The sequence below is a fragment of the Modestobacter sp. VKM Ac-2985 genome (assembly GCF_026967925.1).
GTDB lineage: Bacteria > Actinomycetota > Actinomycetes > Mycobacteriales > Geodermatophilaceae > Modestobacter.
Genome location: NZ_JAPVBI010000001.1, coordinates 1,284,213 through 1,304,153, shown reverse-complemented (window position 1 = coordinate 1,304,153; position 19,941 = coordinate 1,284,213). Strand labels below are relative to the sequence as shown.

At 72.4% G+C, this 19,941-nt stretch carries 16 protein-coding genes and 2 tRNA genes; 5 read left to right on the top strand and 13 right to left on the bottom strand.

The genetic code is table 11. From position 1 onward, the window contains the following. The first annotated feature begins 16 nt into the window (after positions 1–16). Positions 17–2,602, top strand: coding sequence for a valine--tRNA ligase (gene valS, locus O2V61_RS06155; RefSeq protein WP_269182428.1), 2,586 nt, complete (start codon positions 17–19; stop codon positions 2,600–2,602). Positions 2,603–2,644: 42 nt separating this feature from the next. Here valS and O2V61_RS06150 read toward each other — a convergent pair whose 3' ends face one another. The 6 genes from O2V61_RS06150 to O2V61_RS06125 all read right to left on the bottom strand — a co-directional run bounded on the left by O2V61_RS06150 (position 2,645) and on the right by O2V61_RS06125 (position 8,541). After that, positions 2,645–3,496: a DUF559 domain-containing protein gene (locus tag O2V61_RS06150; protein ID WP_269182427.1), complete on the bottom strand. Its 852-nt coding sequence runs from the start codon at positions 3,494–3,496 to the stop codon at positions 2,645–2,647. A gap of 242 nt (positions 3,497–3,738) precedes the next feature. Beyond that, the gene (gene clpX, locus O2V61_RS06145; RefSeq protein WP_269157253.1) at positions 3,739–5,013 is read right to left on the bottom strand and encodes an ATP-dependent Clp protease ATP-binding subunit ClpX; all 1,275 of its coding nucleotides are present in this window, start codon (positions 5,011–5,013) and stop codon (positions 3,739–3,741) included. Positions 5,014–5,334: 321 nt separating this feature from the next. Continuing rightward, positions 5,335–5,970: an ATP-dependent Clp protease proteolytic subunit gene (locus tag O2V61_RS06140; RefSeq protein WP_269182426.1), complete on the bottom strand. Its 636-nt coding sequence runs from the start codon at positions 5,968–5,970 to the stop codon at positions 5,335–5,337. 2 nt (positions 5,971–5,972) lie between these two features. Then, positions 5,973–6,623 carry an ATP-dependent Clp protease proteolytic subunit gene (locus tag O2V61_RS06135; protein WP_442928895.1) on the bottom strand — a complete coding sequence of 217 codons (651 nt, stop codon included), beginning with the start codon at positions 6,621–6,623 and terminating at the stop codon, positions 5,973–5,975. A gap of 300 nt (positions 6,624–6,923) precedes the next feature. Next, positions 6,924–8,372 carry a trigger factor gene (gene tig / locus O2V61_RS06130; protein ID WP_269182425.1) on the bottom strand — a complete coding sequence of 483 codons (1,449 nt, stop codon included), beginning with the start codon at positions 8,370–8,372 and terminating at the stop codon, positions 6,924–6,926. 95 nt (positions 8,373–8,467) lie between these two features. Next, positions 8,468–8,541: transfer RNA gene (locus O2V61_RS06125), tRNA-Pro, on the bottom strand. Between the two features lie 76 nt (positions 8,542–8,617). Here O2V61_RS06125 and O2V61_RS06120 point away from each other — a divergent pair. Further along, positions 8,618–8,691, top strand: a tRNA-Gly gene (locus tag O2V61_RS06120). Positions 8,692–8,850: 159 nt separating this feature from the next. Further along, a complete protein-coding gene (locus O2V61_RS06115) occupies positions 8,851–9,156 on the top strand; it encodes a hypothetical protein (RefSeq protein ID WP_269182424.1) in 306 nt (101 codons plus the stop codon). A 61-nt stretch (positions 9,157–9,217) separates the two neighbouring features. On the opposite strand, the gene O2V61_RS06110 is transcribed toward O2V61_RS06115, so the two are convergent. The 4 genes from O2V61_RS06110 to O2V61_RS06095 form a co-directional block, all read right to left on the bottom strand. Continuing rightward, complete coding sequence (locus tag O2V61_RS06110; RefSeq protein WP_269182423.1) at positions 9,218–11,752, bottom strand: ABC transporter permease; 2,535 nt, start codon at positions 11,750–11,752, stop codon at positions 9,218–9,220. Continuing rightward, positions 11,749–13,296, bottom strand: a complete 1,548-nt coding sequence (locus tag O2V61_RS06105) for an ATP-binding cassette domain-containing protein (protein WP_269182995.1) — start codon at positions 13,294–13,296, stop codon at positions 11,749–11,751. The genes O2V61_RS06110 and O2V61_RS06105 overlap by 4 nt, the downstream gene beginning before the upstream one ends. Positions 13,297–13,475: 179 nt before the next feature. Then, the gene (locus O2V61_RS06100) at positions 13,476–14,684 is read right to left on the bottom strand and encodes a glycosyltransferase (protein WP_269182422.1); all 1,209 of its coding nucleotides are present in this window, start codon (positions 14,682–14,684) and stop codon (positions 13,476–13,478) included. Next, positions 14,681–15,241, bottom strand: a complete 561-nt coding sequence (locus tag O2V61_RS06095; RefSeq protein WP_269182421.1) for a DedA family protein — start codon at positions 15,239–15,241, stop codon at positions 14,681–14,683. The genes O2V61_RS06100 and O2V61_RS06095 overlap by 4 nt, the downstream gene beginning before the upstream one ends. 308 nt (positions 15,242–15,549) lie before the next feature. Here O2V61_RS06095 and O2V61_RS06090 point away from each other — a divergent pair, with 308 nt between their 5' ends. After that, positions 15,550–16,836, top strand: a complete 1,287-nt coding sequence (locus O2V61_RS06090; protein WP_269182420.1) for a sensor histidine kinase — start codon at positions 15,550–15,552, stop codon at positions 16,834–16,836. After that, entirely contained in the window at positions 16,833–17,510 is a 678-nt protein-coding gene (locus tag O2V61_RS06085) for a response regulator (RefSeq protein WP_269182419.1), read from the top strand. The genes O2V61_RS06090 and O2V61_RS06085 overlap by 4 nt, the downstream gene beginning before the upstream one ends. Before the next feature lie 73 nt (positions 17,511–17,583). On the opposite strand, the gene O2V61_RS06080 is transcribed toward O2V61_RS06085, so the two are convergent. From O2V61_RS06080 to O2V61_RS06070, 3 genes are read right to left on the bottom strand one after another with little or no spacing between them, the layout of a single operon-like run. Beyond that, a complete protein-coding gene (locus O2V61_RS06080; protein WP_269182418.1) occupies positions 17,584–18,276 on the bottom strand; it encodes a GTP cyclohydrolase II in 693 nt (230 codons plus the stop codon). Then, positions 18,273–18,992: a RibD family protein gene (locus O2V61_RS06075; RefSeq protein WP_269182417.1), complete on the bottom strand. Its 720-nt coding sequence runs from the start codon at positions 18,990–18,992 to the stop codon at positions 18,273–18,275. Before O2V61_RS06075 ends, O2V61_RS06080 begins: the two co-directional genes overlap by 4 nt. Then, positions 18,985–19,941 carry a lysylphosphatidylglycerol synthase transmembrane domain-containing protein gene (locus tag O2V61_RS06070; RefSeq protein WP_269182416.1) on the bottom strand — a complete coding sequence of 319 codons (957 nt, stop codon included), beginning with the start codon at positions 19,939–19,941 and terminating at the stop codon, positions 18,985–18,987. Before O2V61_RS06070 ends, O2V61_RS06075 begins: the two co-directional genes overlap by 8 nt.

The following is a 19,941-nucleotide window of genomic DNA, read 5'->3' as shown; positions in this document are numbered from 1 at the left end:
TCTTAGGATGCCAGTCATGGTTGCCGACACCCGATCCCTGGACAGCACTCCCCCGGGGAGCACCGGCGGCGTACCCGAGAAGCCCTCGATCGACGGGCTGGAGGAGAAGTGGGTGGCCCGCTGGGCCGAGGGCGACACCTATGCCTTCGACCGTGACGCCGCGCTGTCCGCACCCCGCGCGCAGACCTACGCGATCGACACCCCGCCGCCCACGGCGAGCGGGTCGCTGCACGTGGGCCACGTGTTCAGCTACACCCACACCGACATCGTCGCCCGCTACCAGCGGATGCGCGGCAAGCACGTCTTCTACCCGATGGGCTGGGACGACAACGGCCTGCCCACCGAGCGCCGGGTGCAGAACTACTACGGCGTGCGCTGCGACCCCTCGCTCCCCTACGACGAGGACTTCCAGCCGCCGGAGAAGCCGGGCAAGGACCAGCAGCCGATCTCCCGGCGCAACTTCGTCGAGCTGTGCGAGCGGCTGACCGCCGTCGATGAGGCGGAGTTCGAGAAGTTGTGGCGCCGGGTCGGCCTCTCGGTCGACTGGGCAGGTGTGTACCGGACCATCTCGGAGTCCTCCCGGGCCACCGCGCAGAAGATGTTCCTGCACAACCTGGCCCGCGGTGAGGCCTACGCCCAGGAGGCACCGACCCTCTGGGACGTCACCTTCCGCACCGCGGTCGCCCAGGCCGAGCTGGAGGACCGGGAGCGCCCCGGCGCCTACCACCGGATCGGGTTCCACTCCGCGGACGGCCCGGTCTTCATCGAGACCACCCGGCCCGAGCTGCTGCCGGCGTGCGTGGCCCTGGTCGCCCACCCCGACGACGAGCGCTACCAGCCGCTGTTCGGGACGACGGTCACCACTCCCCTGTTCGGCGTCGAGGTCCCCGTGGTCGCCCACCGGCTGGCCGAGCCGGACAAGGGCTCGGGCATCGCGATGATCTGCACCTTCGGTGACCTGAACGACGTCACCTGGTGGCGGGAGCTGCAGCTGCCGACCCGCGCCGTCATCGGCTGGGACGGCCGCTTCCTCGCCGAGCCGCCGGCCGACGTGCCCGCCGACGTGTACGGCGAGCTGGCCGGCAAGACCTCCTTCAGCGCGCAGCAGCGGATCGTGGAGCTGCTCCGCGAGTCCGGCGACCTGGCGGGCGACCCGAAGCCGATCACCCACCCGGTGAAGTTCTTCGAGAAGGGCGAGCGCCCGCTGGAGATCGTCACCACCCGGCAGTGGTACATCCGCAACGGCGGACGGGACGGCGACCTGCGCGACGCGCTGCTCGCCCGCGGCCGGGAGATCCAGTGGGTGCCCGAGCACATGCGGCACCGCTACGACAACTGGGTCGAGGGGCTCAACGGGGACTGGCTGATCAGCCGGCAGCGGTTCTTCGGTGTGCCGTTCCCGGTCTGGTACTCCCTCGACGCCGAGGGCGAGCCCGACTACTCCGCGCCGATCCTGGCGCCGGAGTCGGCGCTGCCGGTCGACCCGTCCTCCGACGTCCCCGAGGGGTTCACCGCCGACCAGCGCGGCGTGCCCGGCGGGTTCATGGCCGACCCCGACGTGATGGACACCTGGGCGACCTCGTCGCTGTCGCCGCAGGTCGCCTCGGGCTGGGAGACCGACCCGGAGCTGTTCGCACACGTCTTCCCGATGGACCAGCGGCCGCAGGCGCACGACATCATCCGCACCTGGCTGTTCTCCACCGTCGTCCGGGCGCACTTCGAGCACGGCACGGTGCCGTGGACGCACGCGACCATCTCCGGCTTCGTGGTCGACCCCGACCGCAAGAAGATGTCGAAGTCCAAGGGCAACGCGACCACCCCGATCGACGTGCTGGAGCGCTACGGCACCGACGCGGTGCGCTGGCGCGCCGCCGGTGCCCGGCCGGGAGCGGACTCGCCGTTCGACGAGGCGCAGATGAAGGTCGGCCGCCGGCTGGCCATGAAGGTGCTCAACATCGGCAAGTTCGTGCTGGGGCTGGGGGCCTCTCCCGACCTGACCGCCGAGGCGGTCACCGAGCCGATCGACCGCGGGCTGCTCGCCTCCTTGGCGCAGGTGGTCGACGAGGCCACCGCGGCGATGGAGGCCTACAACTACACCCGGGCGCTCGAGGTCACCGAGTCGTTCTTCTGGTCCTTCTGCGACGACTACGTGGAGCTGGTGAAGACCCGGGCGTACGGCTCCGGGGCCGCGGCGGCCTCCGCCCAGGCCACGCTGGCGCTGGCGCTGTCGGTGCAGCTGCGGCTGCTCGCCCCGGTGCTGCCGTTCGTGACCGAGGAGGTCTGGTCCTGGTGGCAGACCGGCTCGGTGCACCGTGCGCTGTGGCCGACCGCGACCGAGCTGCCGGCCGGTGGCGACCCGGCGGTGGTGTCGGCGGCGGCCGAGGTGCTGTCGCTCGTCCGCAAGGCGAAGTCGGATGCGAAGACGTCGATGCGCACCGATGTCGCGACGACGACGGTGACCGTGTCCGAGGCGCGGATGGCGGCGGTCGAGGCCGCGCGCGGTGACCTGGTGGACGCCGGCCGGATCGCAGAACTGACCGTGGTCGCCGGCGACGGCCCCCTCCACGTCGACGTCGTCCTCGCCGAGACACCCGAGGTCTGACCGTGTGCGCTGAGTGCCAGGTGCCGACTCTGGATCTGGCACTCAGCGCACGACGTCGAGCCCGAAGAGGCGGCGGCGGGCCGCGTGGACGGTCAGGATCTCTCTTCGGCAGGCGGCGGCTTCGGCCGTGAGCCTCCGGTAGCCGAACCGGAGCGTCTGCCACCCGACCGTGGCCACCACGGCGTCCCGGCGGATGTCCCGCTCCCGCTGTTCGCGGGAGCCGTGCCAGGCGGCACCGTCCATCTCGACGGCGAGCAGCACGTCCTCGCAGGCGGCGTCGAGGAGGAACCGCTCCCCCGCCACGGTGAGCGGACGCTGCTGGACGAACGCCGGCATGCCCGGAGCCCGCAGGACCTGCAGGCAACCCCAGATCTCGAGCTCGCTCTGACACCCGTCCGCGAGCAACCGGACGAGTTCGGTCAAGGCAGCCCGCCCGGGCAACCGGGGACGCCGAGCCAGCTCATCGGCCAGCTGTCGCGCCGTGCACAGCCGCCGGCGGACCGCGGTGATCGCTGCTGCGCGGACAGCGGGGCGCCCGGCACCGGAGGGATCAGCCCACGCGTCGACGACCGAACGTTCGACCGACGTCACCGGCAACCCGCCGACCGGCCGCACGTGCCAGTCGACGTCGGCCACCCGGTGCAGCACGACTCCCGGGACACCCCGACCGCTGCGGCCCGGCGCCACGGTGACGTGGACGGGACCGGCGGGCGGCGCGACGAGGCCCCAGAGCGCCAGGGCGGTGGCGTGGCTGACCACGGCCTCCCGCGACCGGACGGCGGCAGCCACCCGGACCCGCCAGTCGGTCGTCGACCCCGGCACCGCGTAGCAGCCACCACCGAGACGCAGCAGCCGGCCACTCGCGACCCAGGAGCGGACGGTCGTCGGGCTCACCTGCGCCGTCAACTGCGCCCACGTGGTCCATCCTCGCGGTCCGATCAGGCCTTCGACGTCGTGCCGCACCCTGACAGCCTGGCGCGCGCAGCCCGGGCGCCGCAGCCGCGCCGAACATCTGTGGACGGCGGGCGCGGACTGTCAGTCGGGCAGCTGCCAGCTGACAGTCTGCGCACACCGAACCCGGAAGAAAGCGACGGCCCGCTCCCCGGAGGGGAACGGGCCGTCGGGTTGGGGCTGGGTTACGCGGACTTCTCGCGGGGGGCGCGGGCGGGCTTGCGGGGCACGATGGTCGGGTTCACGTGCTCCAGGACGACCTCGCGGGTGATGACGACCGTGGCGACGTCCTCGCGGCTGGGGATGTCGTACATCACCGACTGGAGCACCTCCTCCATGATCGCCCGCAGACCACGGGCACCGGTGCCCCGCAGGATGGCCTGGTCGGCGATCGACTCGAGTGCGTCGTCGGTGAACTCCAGCTCCACCCCGTCGAGCTCGAACAGCCGCCGGTACTGGCGCACCAGGGCGTTCTTCGGCTCGGTGAGGATGTTCATCAGCGCCGTGCGGTCGAGCTTCTGCACGCTGGTGATCACCGGGAGTCGGCCGATGAACTCGGGGATCATGCCGAACTTCAGCAGGTCCTCGGGCATGACCTGCGCGAAGGCGTTGGCCTCCTCGATCTCGGCCTTGCCGCGGACCTCGGCGCCGAAGCCGATGCCCTGCTTGCCGGTGCGCGCCTCGATCACCTGGTCCAGCCCGGCGAACGCACCACCGACGATGAACAGCACGTTGGTGGTGTCGATCTGGATGAACTCCTGGTGCGGGTGCTTGCGCCCGCCCTGCGGGGGGACCGACGCGGTCGTGCCCTCGAGGATCTTCAGCAGCGCCTGCTGCACGCCCTCACCGGAGACGTCCCGGGTGATCGACGGGTTCTCGCTCTTGCGGGCGATCTTGTCGACCTCGTCGATGTAGATGATCCCGGTCTCGGCGCGCTTGACGTCGTAGTCGGCCGCCTGGATGAGCTTGAGCAGGATGTTCTCGACGTCCTCGCCCACGTAGCCGGCCTCGGTGAGCGCCGTGGCGTCGGCGATCGCGAAGGGCACGTTGAGCATCCGGGCCAGCGTCTGCGCCAGGTGCGTCTTGCCGCAGCCGGTCGGGCCCATCAGCAGGATGTTGGACTTGGCGAGCTCGACGCCCTCGTCCCGGCCCCGGTCGGTGCCGCCGGCCTGCACCCGCTTGTAGTGGTTGTAGACGGCGACGGCGAGCGTGCGCTTGGCCTGGTCCTGGCCGATGACGTACTGCTCGAGGAAGTCGTGGATCTCCTTGGGCTTGGGCAGCTCGTCGAACTTGAGGTCCGACGACTCCGAGAGCTCCTCCTCGATGATCTCGTTGCAGAGGTCGATGCACTCGTCGCAGATGTACACCCCAGGGCCAGCGATGAGCTTCTTGACCTGCTTCTGGCTCTTCCCGCAGAACGAGCACTTGAGCAGGTCGCCGCTCTCACCGATACGTGCCACCTGGCTGACCTCCACCTCGAATGGGACAGCGCTGCCGCGGTCCCGTTGGTTCGTGCTGTGTCATGCCCTCGTCGACGCCCATCCAGCTGGCGTTCGGTGTCCCTGCGGTCGTGACCGGGGAGTCGGGCGTTCACCGAACCTACCCGGCTGATCCGACGTTCCCGGGCAGGAACTCACCCGGGTCGCCCGGCCCGCACCACCCGCCCCGACCCTCCCCCGTGACCCGGCGGAGTCCTCGCCGAGACCGCCGGAACGACAGATGGGAGAACGGTACGGGCCGAGAGCGCGACACGCGCACTCTCGGCCCGCACCGTCACCGGATCAGATCGGCGGCAGCGCGTTGAGCTTGCGGCTCTGGATGACCTGGTCGACGATCCCGTACTCCATGGCCTCCTGGGCCGTGAGGATCTTGTCGCGGTCGATGTCCTTGCGGACCTGCTCCTGGGTCTGCCCCGTGTGCCGGGCCAGGATGCTCTCCATCTGCACCCGCACCCGCTCGATCTCGCGGGCGTGGATCTCCAGGTCGGTGACCTGGCCGCCCGCCTCGCCGGAGGGCTGGTGGATGAGCACCCGGGAGTACGGCAACGCCAGGCGCTTGCCCTTCGTCCCGGCCGCCAGCAGGACGGCGGCCGCGGAGGCGGCCTGGCCCATGCAGACGGTCTGGATGTCGGGGCGGACGAACATCATCGTGTCGTAGATGGCCGTCAGCGCGGTGAACGAGCCACCGGGGCTGTTGATGTACATCGTGATGTCACGGTCGGGGTCGTTGGACTCCAGCGTGATCAGCTGCGCCATGACGTCGTTCGCCGAGGCGTCGTCGACCTGCACCCCGAGGAAGATGATGCGCTCCTCGAAGAGCTTGTTGTACGGGTTCGACTCCTTCATGCCGTAGCTCGTGCGCTCCACGAAGGAGGGCAGGATGTACCGGCTGGAGGGCATCTCGAAGCTGCTGCTCATGGTCACTTCTCCGGTCCGTCGGTGACCGGGTTGTCGGTCGAGGTCATGGACTCTGCGCGGGTCACCACGTGGTCGACGAAGCCGTACTCGAGGGCCTCCTGCGCGGTGAACCACCGGTCGCGGTCGGAGTCCTTCTCGATCTGCTCGACCGTCTGCCCGGTGAACTGCGCCTGCAGCTCGTTGAGCTGGACCTTGGTGCTCCGGAAGAGCTCAGCCTGGATGGCGATGTCGGAGGCGGTGCCGCCGACGCCGGCCGAGGGCTGGTGCATCAGGATCCGCGTGTGGGGCAGCGAGTAGCGCTTGCCCTTCGTCCCGGCGGTGAGCAGGAACTGGCCCATCGAGGCGGCCAGGCCCATCGCGTAGGTGGCGACGTCGCAGTCGATGAACTGCATCGTGTCGAAGATCGCCATGCCTGCGGTGACGGAGCCGCCGGGCGAGTTGATGTAGAGGTGGATGTCGCGCTTGGGGTCCTCTGCGGACAGCAGCAGCATCTGCGCGGCCAGCTGGTTGGCGATGACGTCGTCGACCTGGCTGCCGAGGAAGATGATCCGCTCACGCAGCAGGCGCTCGTAGACCGAGTCGTTGAGGTTCATCATCGAGCCGCCGGCGCGCATCAGCGGCGCGCTGGCGGTGATCAGGTCTGAGTTGCTCACGGGTGCGGTGACCTCCGTAGGACTGCGGTGCAGTCGGTCTCGTGGAACGGGTTGGCCGGTGGTCGGGGGCGACCGACGACGCTGCGGACGACCCTCGGTGCCGGTCGTCAGTGCGGCCTCGTGTGGTCGTCCTTCAGGGGTGCCTGAGTGTCACGTCGACCCTAACGCGCACCCCCGACCGGTTCCTCCCGGCGCGGGCCGGTGTTCGCCGTGGGCGCAGCGACGCCGTGCCGGTGCCCCCGGAACGGCAGCGCCGCCCGTACCCAGCTGGGTACGGGCGGCGCGGTGTGCCGGGGTGGATCAGGCCTTGTCGGCCGTCGTCTCGGTGTCCGTCTCCTCGACGTCGGCCTCGACGACCTCGGCCGCGTCGGCGTCCTCGGCGTCGGCCGCGTCGGCGTCCTCGGCGTCGGCCGAGTCGGCGGCGACGGTGCGCGGACGCAGCGCCTCCAGGTCGACGACGTTGCCCGACTCGTCGGTGATCGTCGTCTCCTCGAGCAGCTGGGCCAGCGCCTTGGTGCGCCGCACGTCGGCGACGAACTCGGAGATGTTGTTGCCCTGCTGGAGCTGCTGGGCGTACTGCTCGGGGCTGACCCGGTTCCGCTGGGCCTGGGCCATGATCTGCGCGGAGAGGTCCTCGTTGTCGACGGTGACCTCGCGGGCGTCGGCGATCGAGTCGAGCACGAACTGCGTCTTCACGGCCTTCTCGACGTTCGTGCGCATCTCGGCGTCGTAGGCCTCGCGGTTCTCGACCTCGGTCATCGAGAAGTAGGCGTCCCAGTCCATGCCGGCCTGCTGCAGCTCGCGCTCCATGGCCTGGCTGCGCCAGCTGAGCTCCTGCTCGACCAGCTTCTCCGGCACCGGGACCTCGATGGTCTCCAGCAGGTGCTCGACCAGCTTGTCGCGGGCCTGCGCGCCCTGCTGCAGCACCTTGGTGCGGGCCAGCCGGGTGCGGACGTCCTCACGCAGCTCGGCCAGGGTGTCGAACTCGCTGGCGATCGAGGCGAACTCGTCGTCCAGCTCCGGCAGCTCCTTGGCCTTGACCGACCGGACGGTGACGGTCACGTCGGCCATCTCACCGGCCTGGTCACCGGCGAGCAGCTCCGTGGAGAAGGTGGCGCTCTCGTCGGCGGAGAGCCCGCGCACGGCCTCGTCGAGGCCGTTCATCAGGTTGCCGGAGCCGACCTCGTAGGACATCCCGGTGGTGCTGCCGTCCTCGAGCACCTCGCCGTTGAGCGTGGCCTCCAGGTCGATGGAGACGAAGTCGCCGTCCTCGGCCGCGCGCTCGACACCGGAGAGGGTGGAGAAGCGCTCGCGCATGACGGTGATCTGCTGGTCGATCTCCTCGTCGGTGACCTCGACGTCGTCGACGGTCACCGCCAGGGAGTCCAGCGGGGGCAGCTCGAGCGTGGGGGCGACGTCGACCTCGGCGGTGAAGGCGAGGGCCTCGCCGTCGTCGATGCGGGTGACCTCCACGTCCGGCTGGCTGATGACGCGGACCTGGTTCTCCCGGATCGCCTCGGAGTAGACCTCCGGCACGGCGTGCTGGACGACCTGCTCGAGCACGACCGGGCGGCCGATCCGCTGGTCGAGGACCCGGTTGGGGACCTTGCCGGGGCGGAAGCCGGGAACGCGCACCTGCTTGCCCAGCTCCTTGTAGACCTCACCGAAGGCGTGGTCCAGGTCGCTCCACGGCACCTCGATCGCGAGCCGGACCCGGGTCGGGCCCAGGTTCTCGATGGTGCTCTTCACAGCGGCGTGCTCCTCAGGTACGACGGGGATGGGCGTGGCCTCCGCGGGGACGGCGGCCGATCGTGCCCGCGAGTCTTCCAGACCTCGCGGCAGTGTCGGGGTGACAGGATTTGAACCTGCGGCCCCCTGCTCCCAAAGCAGGTGCGCTACCAAGCTGCGCTACACCCCGTGGCCAACGGCGAGTCTAGGCCGACGGCCTGCGGACAGCGCCGCGCGGGCACGGGATAGGCTGGCGCGGTAAGCATGCGGGTGTAGCTCAATGGTAGAGCCCCAGCCTTCCAAGCTGGCCATGCCGGTTCGATCCCGGTCACCCGCTCCACGTCCTGACCAGCTCAGATGTCCGTCTGCGCAGCTCAGCGCGGCTCCGGCTCTGCTCCCCTGCCTCAACGGCGATGGCCCCTGCCGATCCCTGACCACCGGCTCTGGCCGGTGCTCGAGGCACGGACGGTGCTGACCGGGCAACACCAGCGACTCCGCGGTGCTGCAGCAGGTCACCGACGACCAGCGGGCCTGGCGGCTGGGCCGGGTGGTCACCGTGGTCGACCGCGACCCCTCCTCCGCGGCGGACCTCGACGACCTGCGCCGGGGCCGGCGGGCACGTCATCGCCGCGAGCGGATGCGCGCCGGCACCGCCCACGTCGAGGACGTGCTGGCCCGCCCGGGCCGCCACCGCCAGGTCCGGGACGATCTGCAGGCCCGCCCGGACGCCGCCCTGGGTGCTCTGCTCGGAGACAACGAGACAACGAGGCAACCGGCGCCGCCGCCCGGCGCGAGGCCGCGCTGACCCGCATCCGCGAGGAGCTGGCCTGCATCACCACCGCCGGGACTGTGCAGTGACTCTCGCATCAGCGGTCGCCGCGCACCAGCTCGAGCACGGGCGTCCGGGAGACCCGGAACGCGGGCCACGCTGCAGCGACCACGCCGGCTGCGACCGCGATGACGAGCGTCACTGCCAGACGGGTCCAGGGCATGACGACGGATGGGATCTCCGCGCCACCGGTGACGTCGATCAGCGCCCAGCCGAGGCCGGCTGCGACGGCGATGCCGATCGATGCCGCAACGAACGACAGGAGTGCCACCTCGAGCCGCACGATGCGACGCACCTCCCGGCGAGACGCGCCGACCGCTCGCAGCAGCCCGATCTCCCCGGAGCGTTCGTTGATCGCGAGCGCCGTGGTGTTGGCGACTCCGAGGAGCGCGATGAAGCTCGCCAGGATGAGCATCCCGTCGATGAAGTTCCCGAACGCCGCGATCTCGCTCCCGCTGTTGGCGATGTGTTCCTCTCGGGTCTCGAGGAACGACCCGGGCGCATCTCGGACCAGGGCACGCACGTCGTCCTCGGCGTCCGCGGCCGCTCCGTCGGCGAGGTCGACGAACACGAGTGCGTCGAGCAGGCGACCGACCGCGGCGTCGAGTGTCGCGGCGTCGACGAAGTACGCCGGCGCTTCGAAACCGCCGGTGCTCCTCGACACCACGGCGACGATCGGCGCTTCGATGGTCGATCGTCCGAACTCGATCTCCAGGGTCTCGCCGAGCCGCGCCGGGTCGTCACCGACCACGGCCACGCCTCCCGAGCTCAGGTCGGCGAGGTCACCGGCGATCGGGTCGAGGTCGACCAGGGCGGGCAGGGCGGTCGGGTCGATGCCGCCGATCGCCTCGGCTGTTCCTGCCACGATCCCTTCGGCGAAGGACAGCGCAGTGACCGCGTCGACGTCGGGCAGCGCTGCGATCCGGCCGGCCAGGGTGGGGTCGATCGTCGCGAAGTCGGGGGTCGCCGACGTGACCACCAGGTCCGCTCGCAGTCCCTCACGGACGTCGGTCCCGACCCCGCTCGTCAGAGAGCTCGCGAAGATCGCGAAGATCGTCACCATCGCGGTGCCGAGCATGAGCGCGAGCGCCGTCGATGCCGATCGGCGGGGACTCCCAGCCAGGTTGCCCGCTGCGATCCGGCCAGACACCCCGGCGGCGCGGCGGGCGACCGGAGAGCTCCAACGCGCCGTGGCGGTCACGATCGCCGGGCCGCACAGCACGAGCGCCGGGACGATGGCCGCAGCGAGCGCGAGCCACACCGGGCTCGAGCGCACCACGGCCAGAGCTCCTCCGGCGATCGCCGCCGCGGCGAGCACGAGTCCGCTCGCCGTCCGCACCGGGCTCACGAGCCGGGGTTCCGCCGCGCTCTCGCGCAGCGCCTCGATCGGGGGTGTCGCCGCCGCGCGGCGAGCCGGGATCCATGCCGAGAGGATCGTCGCGCCGACACCGACGGTCGCGGCGATCGCGATCGAGATCGGGCTCACGATCGACGGCCCGGTGAGCAGGCTGACCCCGGTGAGTCCGACGACCCAGCGCAGCACGCCCACTCCCGCGATCCCGCACACGAGTCCGGCGAGCGTGGCGATCGTCCCGACGAACACCGCCTCGATCACCACTCCACCGAGGACCTGGCGCCTTTCCGCACCGATCGCACGCAGCAGTCCCGACTCCCGCCGGCGGCGGGCGACGGTGAGCGCGAACGTGTTGAAGATGATCGTCACGCCGATCAACACCGCGACCACGGCGAAGGCCAGGAGGAACACGGTCAGGAACTGCAACGGTGACGTCGCGTCGTCCTGCATCGTCGCGATGTAGTCCGGTCCGTCGACGACCTCGGCGTCGGACAGCGCCGACAGTCGGCCGAGCACCTCGGCGCGGTCGGCACCCTCCGCGATGTCGACGAGCACCTCGGTCGGCGCCGCGAGGTCGAGCCAGGCGGGCACCGCTGCGTCGGGGAACAGCACCGTTCGCTGCAGTGGTGCCGTGTCCGCCGAACCGAACGTCGCGACACCGGTGACGGTCGCGTCGTGCATCCCCGTTGCGGTCAGCACCTGCACGGCGTCACCCGGAGCCACGCCTGCGTCATCGGCGAGCGATCGATCGATCACGATCTCGCCGACCTCGATCGGTTCCCGCCCGCTCACGAGCTGGAACGGGTTGAGCGTCGGGTCGGCGATCCAGTTGCGGCCGAGGTCGCTCGCCGTGCCGGTCCCGACCGACGATCCGTCGACGACCAGCTTCGCGAAGCCGACCCATTGCGAGGCGGCCTCGTCGACGCCGTCGACCGCTTCCACGCGCTCGGTGATGTCGGGGTCCAGTGATCGCTGAACCGACCTGGCAGGATCTCCCGGTCCTCCGCCGGGCTCGCCGAGGGAGACGCCCTGCACCACGGCGTCCGTCCCGGCCATCGCTTCGGCGATGTCACTGGCCGCTCGGCCGCGCAGCGAGTCGGACAGCACCAGCGTCGCGAGGAGGAACGCCACCGACAGTGTGATCGCCGTGCCCGTGAGCACGAACCGGTTCCGACCCGCGAAGACGCTCCGGGCCGCGCTCCGGATCATCTGGCTCATCGCCCGAGGCCCTTGATCACGTCGAGCACCGAATCGGCCGACGGGCGGTCCATCACGTCGTGCACCCCGCCGTCGACGACGAACACGACGTGGTCGGCCCAGGCAGCGGCGTTGGGGTCGTGCGTGACCATCACGATCGACTGACGGTGCTCGTCGACCGCTGATCGCAGGTGTCCGAGGATCTGCTGTCCGGACCGGGTGTCGAGGTTGCCGGTGGGCTCGTCGGCGAACACCACCTGTGGCCGGGCGACCAGCGCCCGGGCGACGGCGACGCGCTGTTGCTGGCCGCCCGAGAGCTCCGCCGGCCGATGGTGCATGCGATCACCGAGGCCCAGCATCGACACGACCTGATCGAGCACTCCATCGCTCGGCTGGCGGCCCGACAAGGTCAGCGGCAGGACGATGTTCTCCTCGGCCGTGAGCGTCGCCACGAGGTTGAACTCCTGGAACACGAACCCGATCCGTTCACGACGCATCCGGGTCAGCTCGCGGTCGTCGAGGGTCGACAGATCCGTGTTGCCCACGAATGCGCGGCCCGACGTCAGTCGATCCAACCCGGCGGCGCAGTGCATCAACGTCGACTTCCCCGAACCCGACGGGCCCATCACAGCCGTGAACCTCCCCGCCGGGAACGCAATGGTGACGTCGTCGAGCGCGACGACGGCCGACTCGCCGGAGCCATACCGTTTGACGGCGCCGACGAGCATGGCCGCAGCGTCGTCAGTGTTGGCTGACAGCGCGCTCCCGGACTGCCGATCGCCGACCGTGGGATCTGGATGTGGGGACACGAGACCTCCTAGGAGTGGTTGTGCCCACCACGGAGGAGGTGGGCCACCGGCGGCCGCGTCCACCTGCAGGAGGTGACGCGTACTCGCACGGGAGTACGTGAGGTCGGCGCACCCAGCGCGCCACCTCGATGACGACGGGGATGAGTGCGGCCGGCCCCACGCCGACGAGCACGCCGAGCAACGGGTCGTGCGCGAACGCCGCCGAGCCGAGGAAGCCGAGCAGCACGCACATCGAGGTCCACAGCACGGCGGAGCCTCGGCGCCGGCCAGGCCGGTGGCGACGAGCACCGCGGTCGTCGCCGTGCCGGCCAGCAGCAGCCGCTCGACCAGGCCGATGCCCGGCACCGGATCGGTGTCGCCGAACACGACGGGGACGTGCAGGGCCAGGAAGGACGCGCCCAGCCCGCCGAGGCCGACCGCCGCACCGCGCAGGGCGCGGCGAGCCGGGGGCGAGCAGGTCGCCGCGATCAGGAGCCCGACGAGCGGCGGCACCACCATCGCCACGGCGGCCGCCACCTGGTGCACCCGTCCCCACGCCGTCGTGTCGAGCCCGGGCAGGTCGGTGGGGAACGCGGCCACCGCGACGAGGCCGACCGACCACAGCGCCAGCAGTGCGAGCACCGCGGTCCGTCGGGCACCGGCCCCGAGGCGGCGGTGCACCCCGAGGGCCGTACCGGCCGCCGCGATCTCCAGCCCCACGATGCACCCCGCGAGCCACCAGCCGCCGGCGGGCCGGTGCACGGCGTCGCTGAGCATCCCGTCGAGGGCGTTCCCGCCGACGACGTCGGTGCCGATCCCGGCCAGGACGGCGACGGCCACCCCGAGCAGGACGACCGGCAACCACGGCGCGGACCGGCTGCTGGTCACCGGGACCGGGTGGACGTCCGCCGCAACGGCCGTCGCCGGTCCGGGGCGCGGCGGCGCCGACAGCGCGGTCATGTCGGCGCCAGGACGTGGCGGCGGGGCTGGTCCGGCGTGCGGGAGCGGAGGCAGGCGTCGTAGAGGCCGACGAACGCGCTGAGCGTGGCGCCCAGGTCGTGCTCTGCGGCGACGGCCCGGGCGCGCCGGCCCATCCGCCGGGCGGACGCGGGGTCGTCCAGCAGGGTGGTCAGCCGCCCGGCGAGCTCCTCGACGTCGCCGTGCCCGTAGAGCCAGCCGGTCCGCCCGTGACGCACCAGGTGCGGCAGCGCGCCGGCGTCGACGCCCAGCACCGGCAGCCCGGTGGCCATCGCCTCCAGGGTCACCAGGCTCTGCAGCTCAGCGGTGCCGGCCATGCCGAAGAAGTCCGCGGCCGCGTAGGCCTCGGGCAGCTCGGCGTCGCTCAGCACGCCGGTGAAGGTCACCGCCCCCGCCACGCCGCGCTCGGCGGCGAGCGCCTCGAGCCTGGTGCGCTCCGATCCGTCCCCGACGACGAGCAGGTGGAGGTCCCACCGCGCCCGGACCAGGGCGACCGCCTCGATGAGCTCGTGCACGTTCTTCTCCGGGTCCAGCCGGCCGACGTAGGCCAGGACGGGAACCGACGGCAGGCCGTGCGACCGGCGGAACCGGGCGCCGTCCCGGTCGGGGGAGAACCGATCCAGGTCCAGCCCGCAGGAGATGGGCAGCACGGGCCCGGGTACCCCGGCCGACTCCGCCAGGGCCGCGGCGAACGGCGTGGGGCTGGTGACCACGTCGGCGAGGGCGAGCACCCGGGCGGCGTCCCGCCACGCCCAGGCGTGCGCCCGGCGCCGGACGGCGGCGCCACCGGGCACGTGGTGCAGCAGGTTCTCCGGCATGAAGTGGTTGGTGGCGACCACGGGGATGCCCAGCGTGCGCGCCGCACGGAGCACCGCCCGTCCCACCAGGAAGTGGCTCTGGATGTGCACCACGTCCGGTCGCACCGTCCGGAGCACTGCTCGGACGCGGCGTTGCAACCCGGCGGGCGGGCAGATCCGGAAGCCGCGGCGGAGCAGCACCGGCACAGAACGCACCCGGTGCTCGATGACGCCTCCGGTGGCCTGCGCGGAGGTGCTGTGGTGGCTACGGGACGGGACGAGCACGTGCACCTCGTGCTCGGTGGCCAGGCCGGCGGCCAGCCGTTGGGCGAAGTAGGACGCGCCGTTGACGTCGGGCGCATAGGTGTCGGCGGCGATCAGGATCTTCACGGGAGAGCTCCTCGGGTCCGTGGGGAGAACAACCTCTTGGCGACGAGCGAGACGGCGAGCACGCAGCCGCCCAGTGCCGCGCTGAGCGCGACGAAGGCCCAGGGCGAGCTGGAGATCCCCGCGATGTGCGGACCCGCCAGCAGGCCGAGGGCGACCAGCACGGCCGCTCGCGCGGAGCTGGTGAACACGACCCAGCCGACGAAGCGGCGGTAGGGGACGCCGGCCAGACCGGCGGCCAGGAACGCCGGGACGGCGCCGATGTCGACGAGCTTGGCGCCGATGACCACCCGGGGGAGGTGACGCCCGACGTCCTTCCGGAGCCGCGCTGCGCGAGCTCCGTGGACACCGAGCCGGGCGAGCAGCGGGGACACGCGCCGATGCCCCCCGCACCGGCCGAGGGCGAACAGCAGGCTGTCGCTGACGACGTCGGCGGAGACGGCCAGCAGCCACACGGGCAGCAGCGACAGCACACCGGCGCCGACCATCGCACCGGCCGCCACCGTGGTGGCCGGTCCCTCCAGCAGCATCAGCACCGCCAGGACGAGATGGGGCTGCACCTGGTCGCTGCTCCCTCCCGACCGGCCCCGGGCGACGAGGCGGATCAACCGCCGGACCCTCCGGCGGCGAGGAGAAGCTAGGACGGCGAGGACGCCGTGGTCGTCGGCCTGCGGAGCTGTTCGGCATGGCTCCGCGGTGGCTGCACCAGGGGCGCGGACCAGTACCGGAGTAGGGGGTCCCCCCGCTCAGGAGAGGGACGACGGTCCTTCCGCGACGCTCTAGCGTGCATGCAGGAGAGCCCGCGGGAGCGCATCGGCGGCGGGCCGGTGCCCGTCCGGACGGCGGAGGAGCAGCAGGTGGAGGACGGATGGCGGTGACCCGGCCGGACGGCCGCGCCCCGACGAGGTCCTGGACGGCGGGCACGGCGATCGCCGGGATCCTGCTGGTCCTCCTGCAGGTACCGACCACGACGGGCACCTACGGCCTGTCGCTCGCCGCGGGGACACCGCTCGGCCTGCTGCAGGGCCTCGCGCTCCCGCTGGCGTTGCGCCGTCCACTGCTCGCCACCGCCGTCCAGTTCGTGGCGGCGGCGGCCACCGCCATGGCGGTCGACCCGGTCGACGGGCAGGCCTGGCCGCTCACCGTCCCCGGTGTCCTGCTCCTCGTCGCGCACGTCGGGCTGCTGGCGGTCTCCCGCGGCTGGCGGCCGGCTGCCCTGGCCTGGGGCGCCTCGCTCCTGGGCCTCGCCCTCCTGATGGCCGCCCAGGTGGTGGAGTGGGGCAGCGAGACCGCCGGCGACATCACCGTCGCGGTCTACGCGGCCGGCGCCCTGCTCGTGCTGGTGGCCGGGTCGGTGTGGCAGCAGCGGTCCCGGCTGGCCGGTGAGCTCTCGGCGGCCCACCGCGACGTGGCGGTCGAGCAGGCCCGGCGGGCACTGGTGGAGGAGCGCACCCGGATCGCCCGGGAGCTGCACGACGTGGTGGCGCACACGATGTCGGTCGTGCACATGCAGGCCAGCACCGCACGCTTCCGGCTTCCCGACCTGGGCCCGGAGGCGGCCGCCGAGCTGCAGCAGATCGCGGGTTCGGCCAAGGCCGCCATGGCGGAGATGCGCCAGCTGCTCGGCGTGCTGCGGGACGACGGGGCGAACGCCCCGGTCACGCCGACCCCGACCCTGGCCGACCTGCCCGAGCTGGTCGCCGGGACGGCGCGCGGCGGAACGGCGGCCCGGCTGACGGTGGACCCGGCACTGGTGACCCGGGAGGTCCCGGAGATCGTGCAGGCGGCGGCGTACCGGGTGGCCCAGGAGGCGCTGAGCAACGTCGTCCGCCATGCCCCGGGTGCGTCGGCGACGGTCGACGTCCGGCTCGCACCGGAGGAACACGCGATCGAACTGACGGTCACCAACCCATCGACCACCTCCCCTGTCGCTCCGCCCGGTCCGGGCATGGACCTCCGCGACCCCACCCGGGCTCGCCACGGGCTGATCGGCATCCGGGAACGCGCGGCGCTGCTGGGGGGCTGGTCGAGCGCGGGCCCCGTACCCGGTGGCGGATGGCGGGTGGACGTCCACCTGCCGCTGGCGGCGGAGGTCCCCGTCGCGACCGACCTGCCCGACCACGGCGTGGCGGCCGGACCAGGGGCTGCTCCGTGATCCGCGTGCTCGTCGTCGACGACCAGTCGATGATCCGGCTGGGCATCCGCTCCGTCGTCGACGCCCAGGAGGACATGACCGTCGTCGGCGAGGCGGAGAACGGGGAACGGGCGCTCGCGGCGGCCCGCAGCCTGCGCCCCGACGTCGTGCTGATGGACGTGCGGATGCCCGTCCTCGACGGACTCGAGGCGACGCGGCGCATGCTCGCCGCAGACCAGCCGAACAGCCACCGGCCGCGGGTCGTGGTGCTGACCACCTTCGACCTGGACGACTACGTCTACGCCGCGCTGCAGGGCGGCGCCAGCGGCTTCCTGCTCAAGGACAGCGAACCCGAGGAGGTGCTGCGGGCGATCCGCGTGGTCGCCGGCGGTGAGGCCCTCCTGGCGCCGGGGGTGACCCGCCGGCTGATCGAGCAGTTCGTCGACGCCCGCACCACCGTCCGACCGCCCGACCCGGCGATGAACGGGCTGACCGAGCGGGAGCGGGAGGTGCTGACGCTGATGGCGGGCGGGCGCTCCAACGCCGAGATCGCCGCGGAGCTGTTCATCGCCGAGCAGACCACCAAGAGCCACGTGAGCCGGGTGCTGCAGAAACTGCACCTGCGCGACCGTGTGCAGGCTGTGGTCTACGGCTACGAGAACGGGCTGGTCCGCCCCGGACACCAGGACCGCTGAGCCGGTGGCGGGGACCGCCGAGGACGCGGTGCCGACGGCCTGGACAGGCCGAGCACCATCCAGGCGGTCGCGCTCACCCGCCCGCGGACCGATCTGCCACGGGATCGTCGTCGTCGGGAGCTGCGGAGAGGTCGGGCGGCCTCGCCGTCGTGCGCAGCGGGTCCGGCACGTGGTGGCCGTTGCGGGACTTGGCCGAGAGGTAGGCGACGTTCGCCGGGGACAGGTGCACGTGCGTGGGCACCTGCTCGACCACGGACAGGCCCAGCCGGCCGAGCTGGTCGGCCTTGTCCGGGTTGTTGCTCAGCAGCGCCAGTCGCGAGACGCCGAGGGCGAGCAGCATCTGCGCCGCGACCGTGTAGTCGCGCTCGTCCGGCGCGTGCCCGAGGGCGACGTTGGCCTCGTAGGTGTTCAGCCCGGCGTCCTGCAGGGCGTAGGCGTCGAGCTTCTCGTACAACCCGATGCCCCGGCCCTCCTGCCGGAGGTAGAGCAGGTAGCCACCGGCGGCGCTGATCCGCTCCACCGCCTCCCGCAGCTGGGGGCCGCAGTCGCAGCGTCGGCTGCCGAGGACGTCGCCGGTGAGGCACTCGCTGTGCGGCCGGACCAGGGGCACGGCGCCCGGATCGCCGAGCTCGAGGGCGAGGTGCTCCCGACCGTCGACGAGACCGTGGAAGCTGACCACCTCGGCAGCGGTCTCGTAGCCGTCCGGGAAGCGCAGCGGGACGACGATCCGCCGGCGGACGGTGGCCTGGGGAGCCGGGGAGCTCACTGGCCCTCCCCCGGCGACGGCTCGGCGCCGAACCGCGCCGAGAGCGCGTAGCGCAGCAGCACGACGTCCCCGATCTGCCGGACCCCGACCAGCTCGGCCCGTCGGTCGGGGTTCCAGGGGAAGCGCCCGTCGCCGACCACCCGCGCGGCCCGCGAGTCGCCGACGAACAGCGGCGCCACCACCAGGTGCAGCTCGTCGGCCAGGTCCGCGGTGAGGAACTGGGTGAACACGACACCCCCACCCTCGACCATCAGCCGGTCGACCCCGCGCGCGGACAGGTCCTCGACGACCCTGCCCACGTCGACGTCCTCCCCCGGACCGGTGTCGACGACGGTCGCGGCCGGGCCGAGTCGCCGCCGCGTCGACCCGGCTGCGGCGTCCGGGCAGTAGACGAGCTTCTCTCCGTCCCCGCAGGTGAAGAAGGACGCCTCGGGAGCCAGGTCGCCGCACCGCGTCAGGGTCACCTTCGCCGGCGACGGCGGCAGCCCGTGCCGGAGCCGTTCCCGGCGGCGGTCGGGCGATCGGACCAGCAGCCGCGGGTCGTCGTTCCGGACGGTCGCCGCGCCCACGAGGATCGCGTCGCACCCGGCGCGCACGGCGTCGACCCGGTCGAAGTCCGCCGCGTTCGACAGCTGCAGCCGTCGGATCCCCGGGCTGTCCAGGTAGCCGTCGATCGACATCCCGCAGCTGAGCAGGGTGTAGGGGCGGTCAACCACGTGCCGCACCGTCCTCTCGTGGTCCGCCGTGCGCGACATGGTGTTCCTGCGTGGCCCGCTCCGCGCGCCCGGTGGGACGCAGCCGCCGGCCGACGAGCAGCACGACGGCGCCGGGCAGCACCGACACGAGCGTGAGCACGCCGAATGCCGTCGCGACCGCCACCCCCTCCACGGCCGTCCAGCCGGCGGCCGCGAACGACCAGGCGGCAACCCCCTCACGCGGGCCCCACCCGCCGAGGTTGAGCGGGATCGCCGCGGCGATCAGCACGATGACGGCCAGCGGCAGCAGCTGCACCGGTGAGGCCTCCACCCCGACGGCCCCGGCAGCCAGCAGGAACATGCCGACGTAGCCCACACAGACCACCGCGGAGCTGAGCAACACGGCCGGCGCGAGCATCCCGGCCCGCGCCTCGGCGGCCATCGTGCGCACCACCCGCGCCACGCCGGCCGGCACCCACCGGACCGCGACGCCGCCGGCGGTGGCGACGAGAGCCGCCGTCCCGGCAGCGGCCGCCGCGAGCACCGGGACCACGTCCTCCGCCGGCGAGGGCAGGGTCAGCAGCACCCCGAGCGCCAGCACGACCAGGACCACCTGCCCCGCGGTCCGCTCCCAGACGACGGCGCGGATCCCGCGGCCCGGGTCCCCGCAGTCCACGCCGTTGCGCAGCCCGCGGTGCACGTCGCCGAGCACCCCGCCGGGGAGCGTGCAGTTGAGGAACTGGGAGCCGTAGTACGCCGCGGTGGCGGCGGGCAACCGCAGGTCGCTGCCGAGCGCCCGCACCACGACCCGCCACCGCCAGGCCGAGCAGACCGTCGTGCCGGCGCCGACGGCGACGGCGACCAGCAGCGTGCCGGGGCTCAGCCCGCGGACCCCGGCCCGGAAGGGCTCGGTGCCGAGCAGCCAGACGAGGACGGCGAGCACCAGCGCACCGCCCAGCGGACCCGCCAC

What these genes read in the sequence shown, in the direction of transcription:
- valS (WP_269182428.1), top strand. Translation starts at nt 17, where the DNA reads ATGGTTGCCGACACCCGATCCCTGGACAGCACTCCCCCGGGGAGCACC.
- O2V61_RS06140 (WP_269182426.1), bottom strand. Translation starts at nt 5,970, where the DNA reads ATGAGCAGCAGCTTCGAGATGCCCTCCAGCCGGTACATCCTGCCCTCC.
- O2V61_RS06110 (WP_269182423.1), bottom strand. Translation starts at nt 11,752, where the DNA reads ATGAGCCAGATGATCCGGAGCGCGGCCCGGAGCGTCTTCGCGGGTCGG.
- O2V61_RS06105 (WP_269182995.1), bottom strand. Translation starts at nt 13,296, where the DNA reads ATGCTCAGCGACGCCGTGCACCGGCCCGCCGGCGGCTGGTGGCTCGCG.
- O2V61_RS06090 (WP_269182420.1), top strand. Translation starts at nt 15,550, where the DNA reads ATGGCGGTGACCCGGCCGGACGGCCGCGCCCCGACGAGGTCCTGGACG.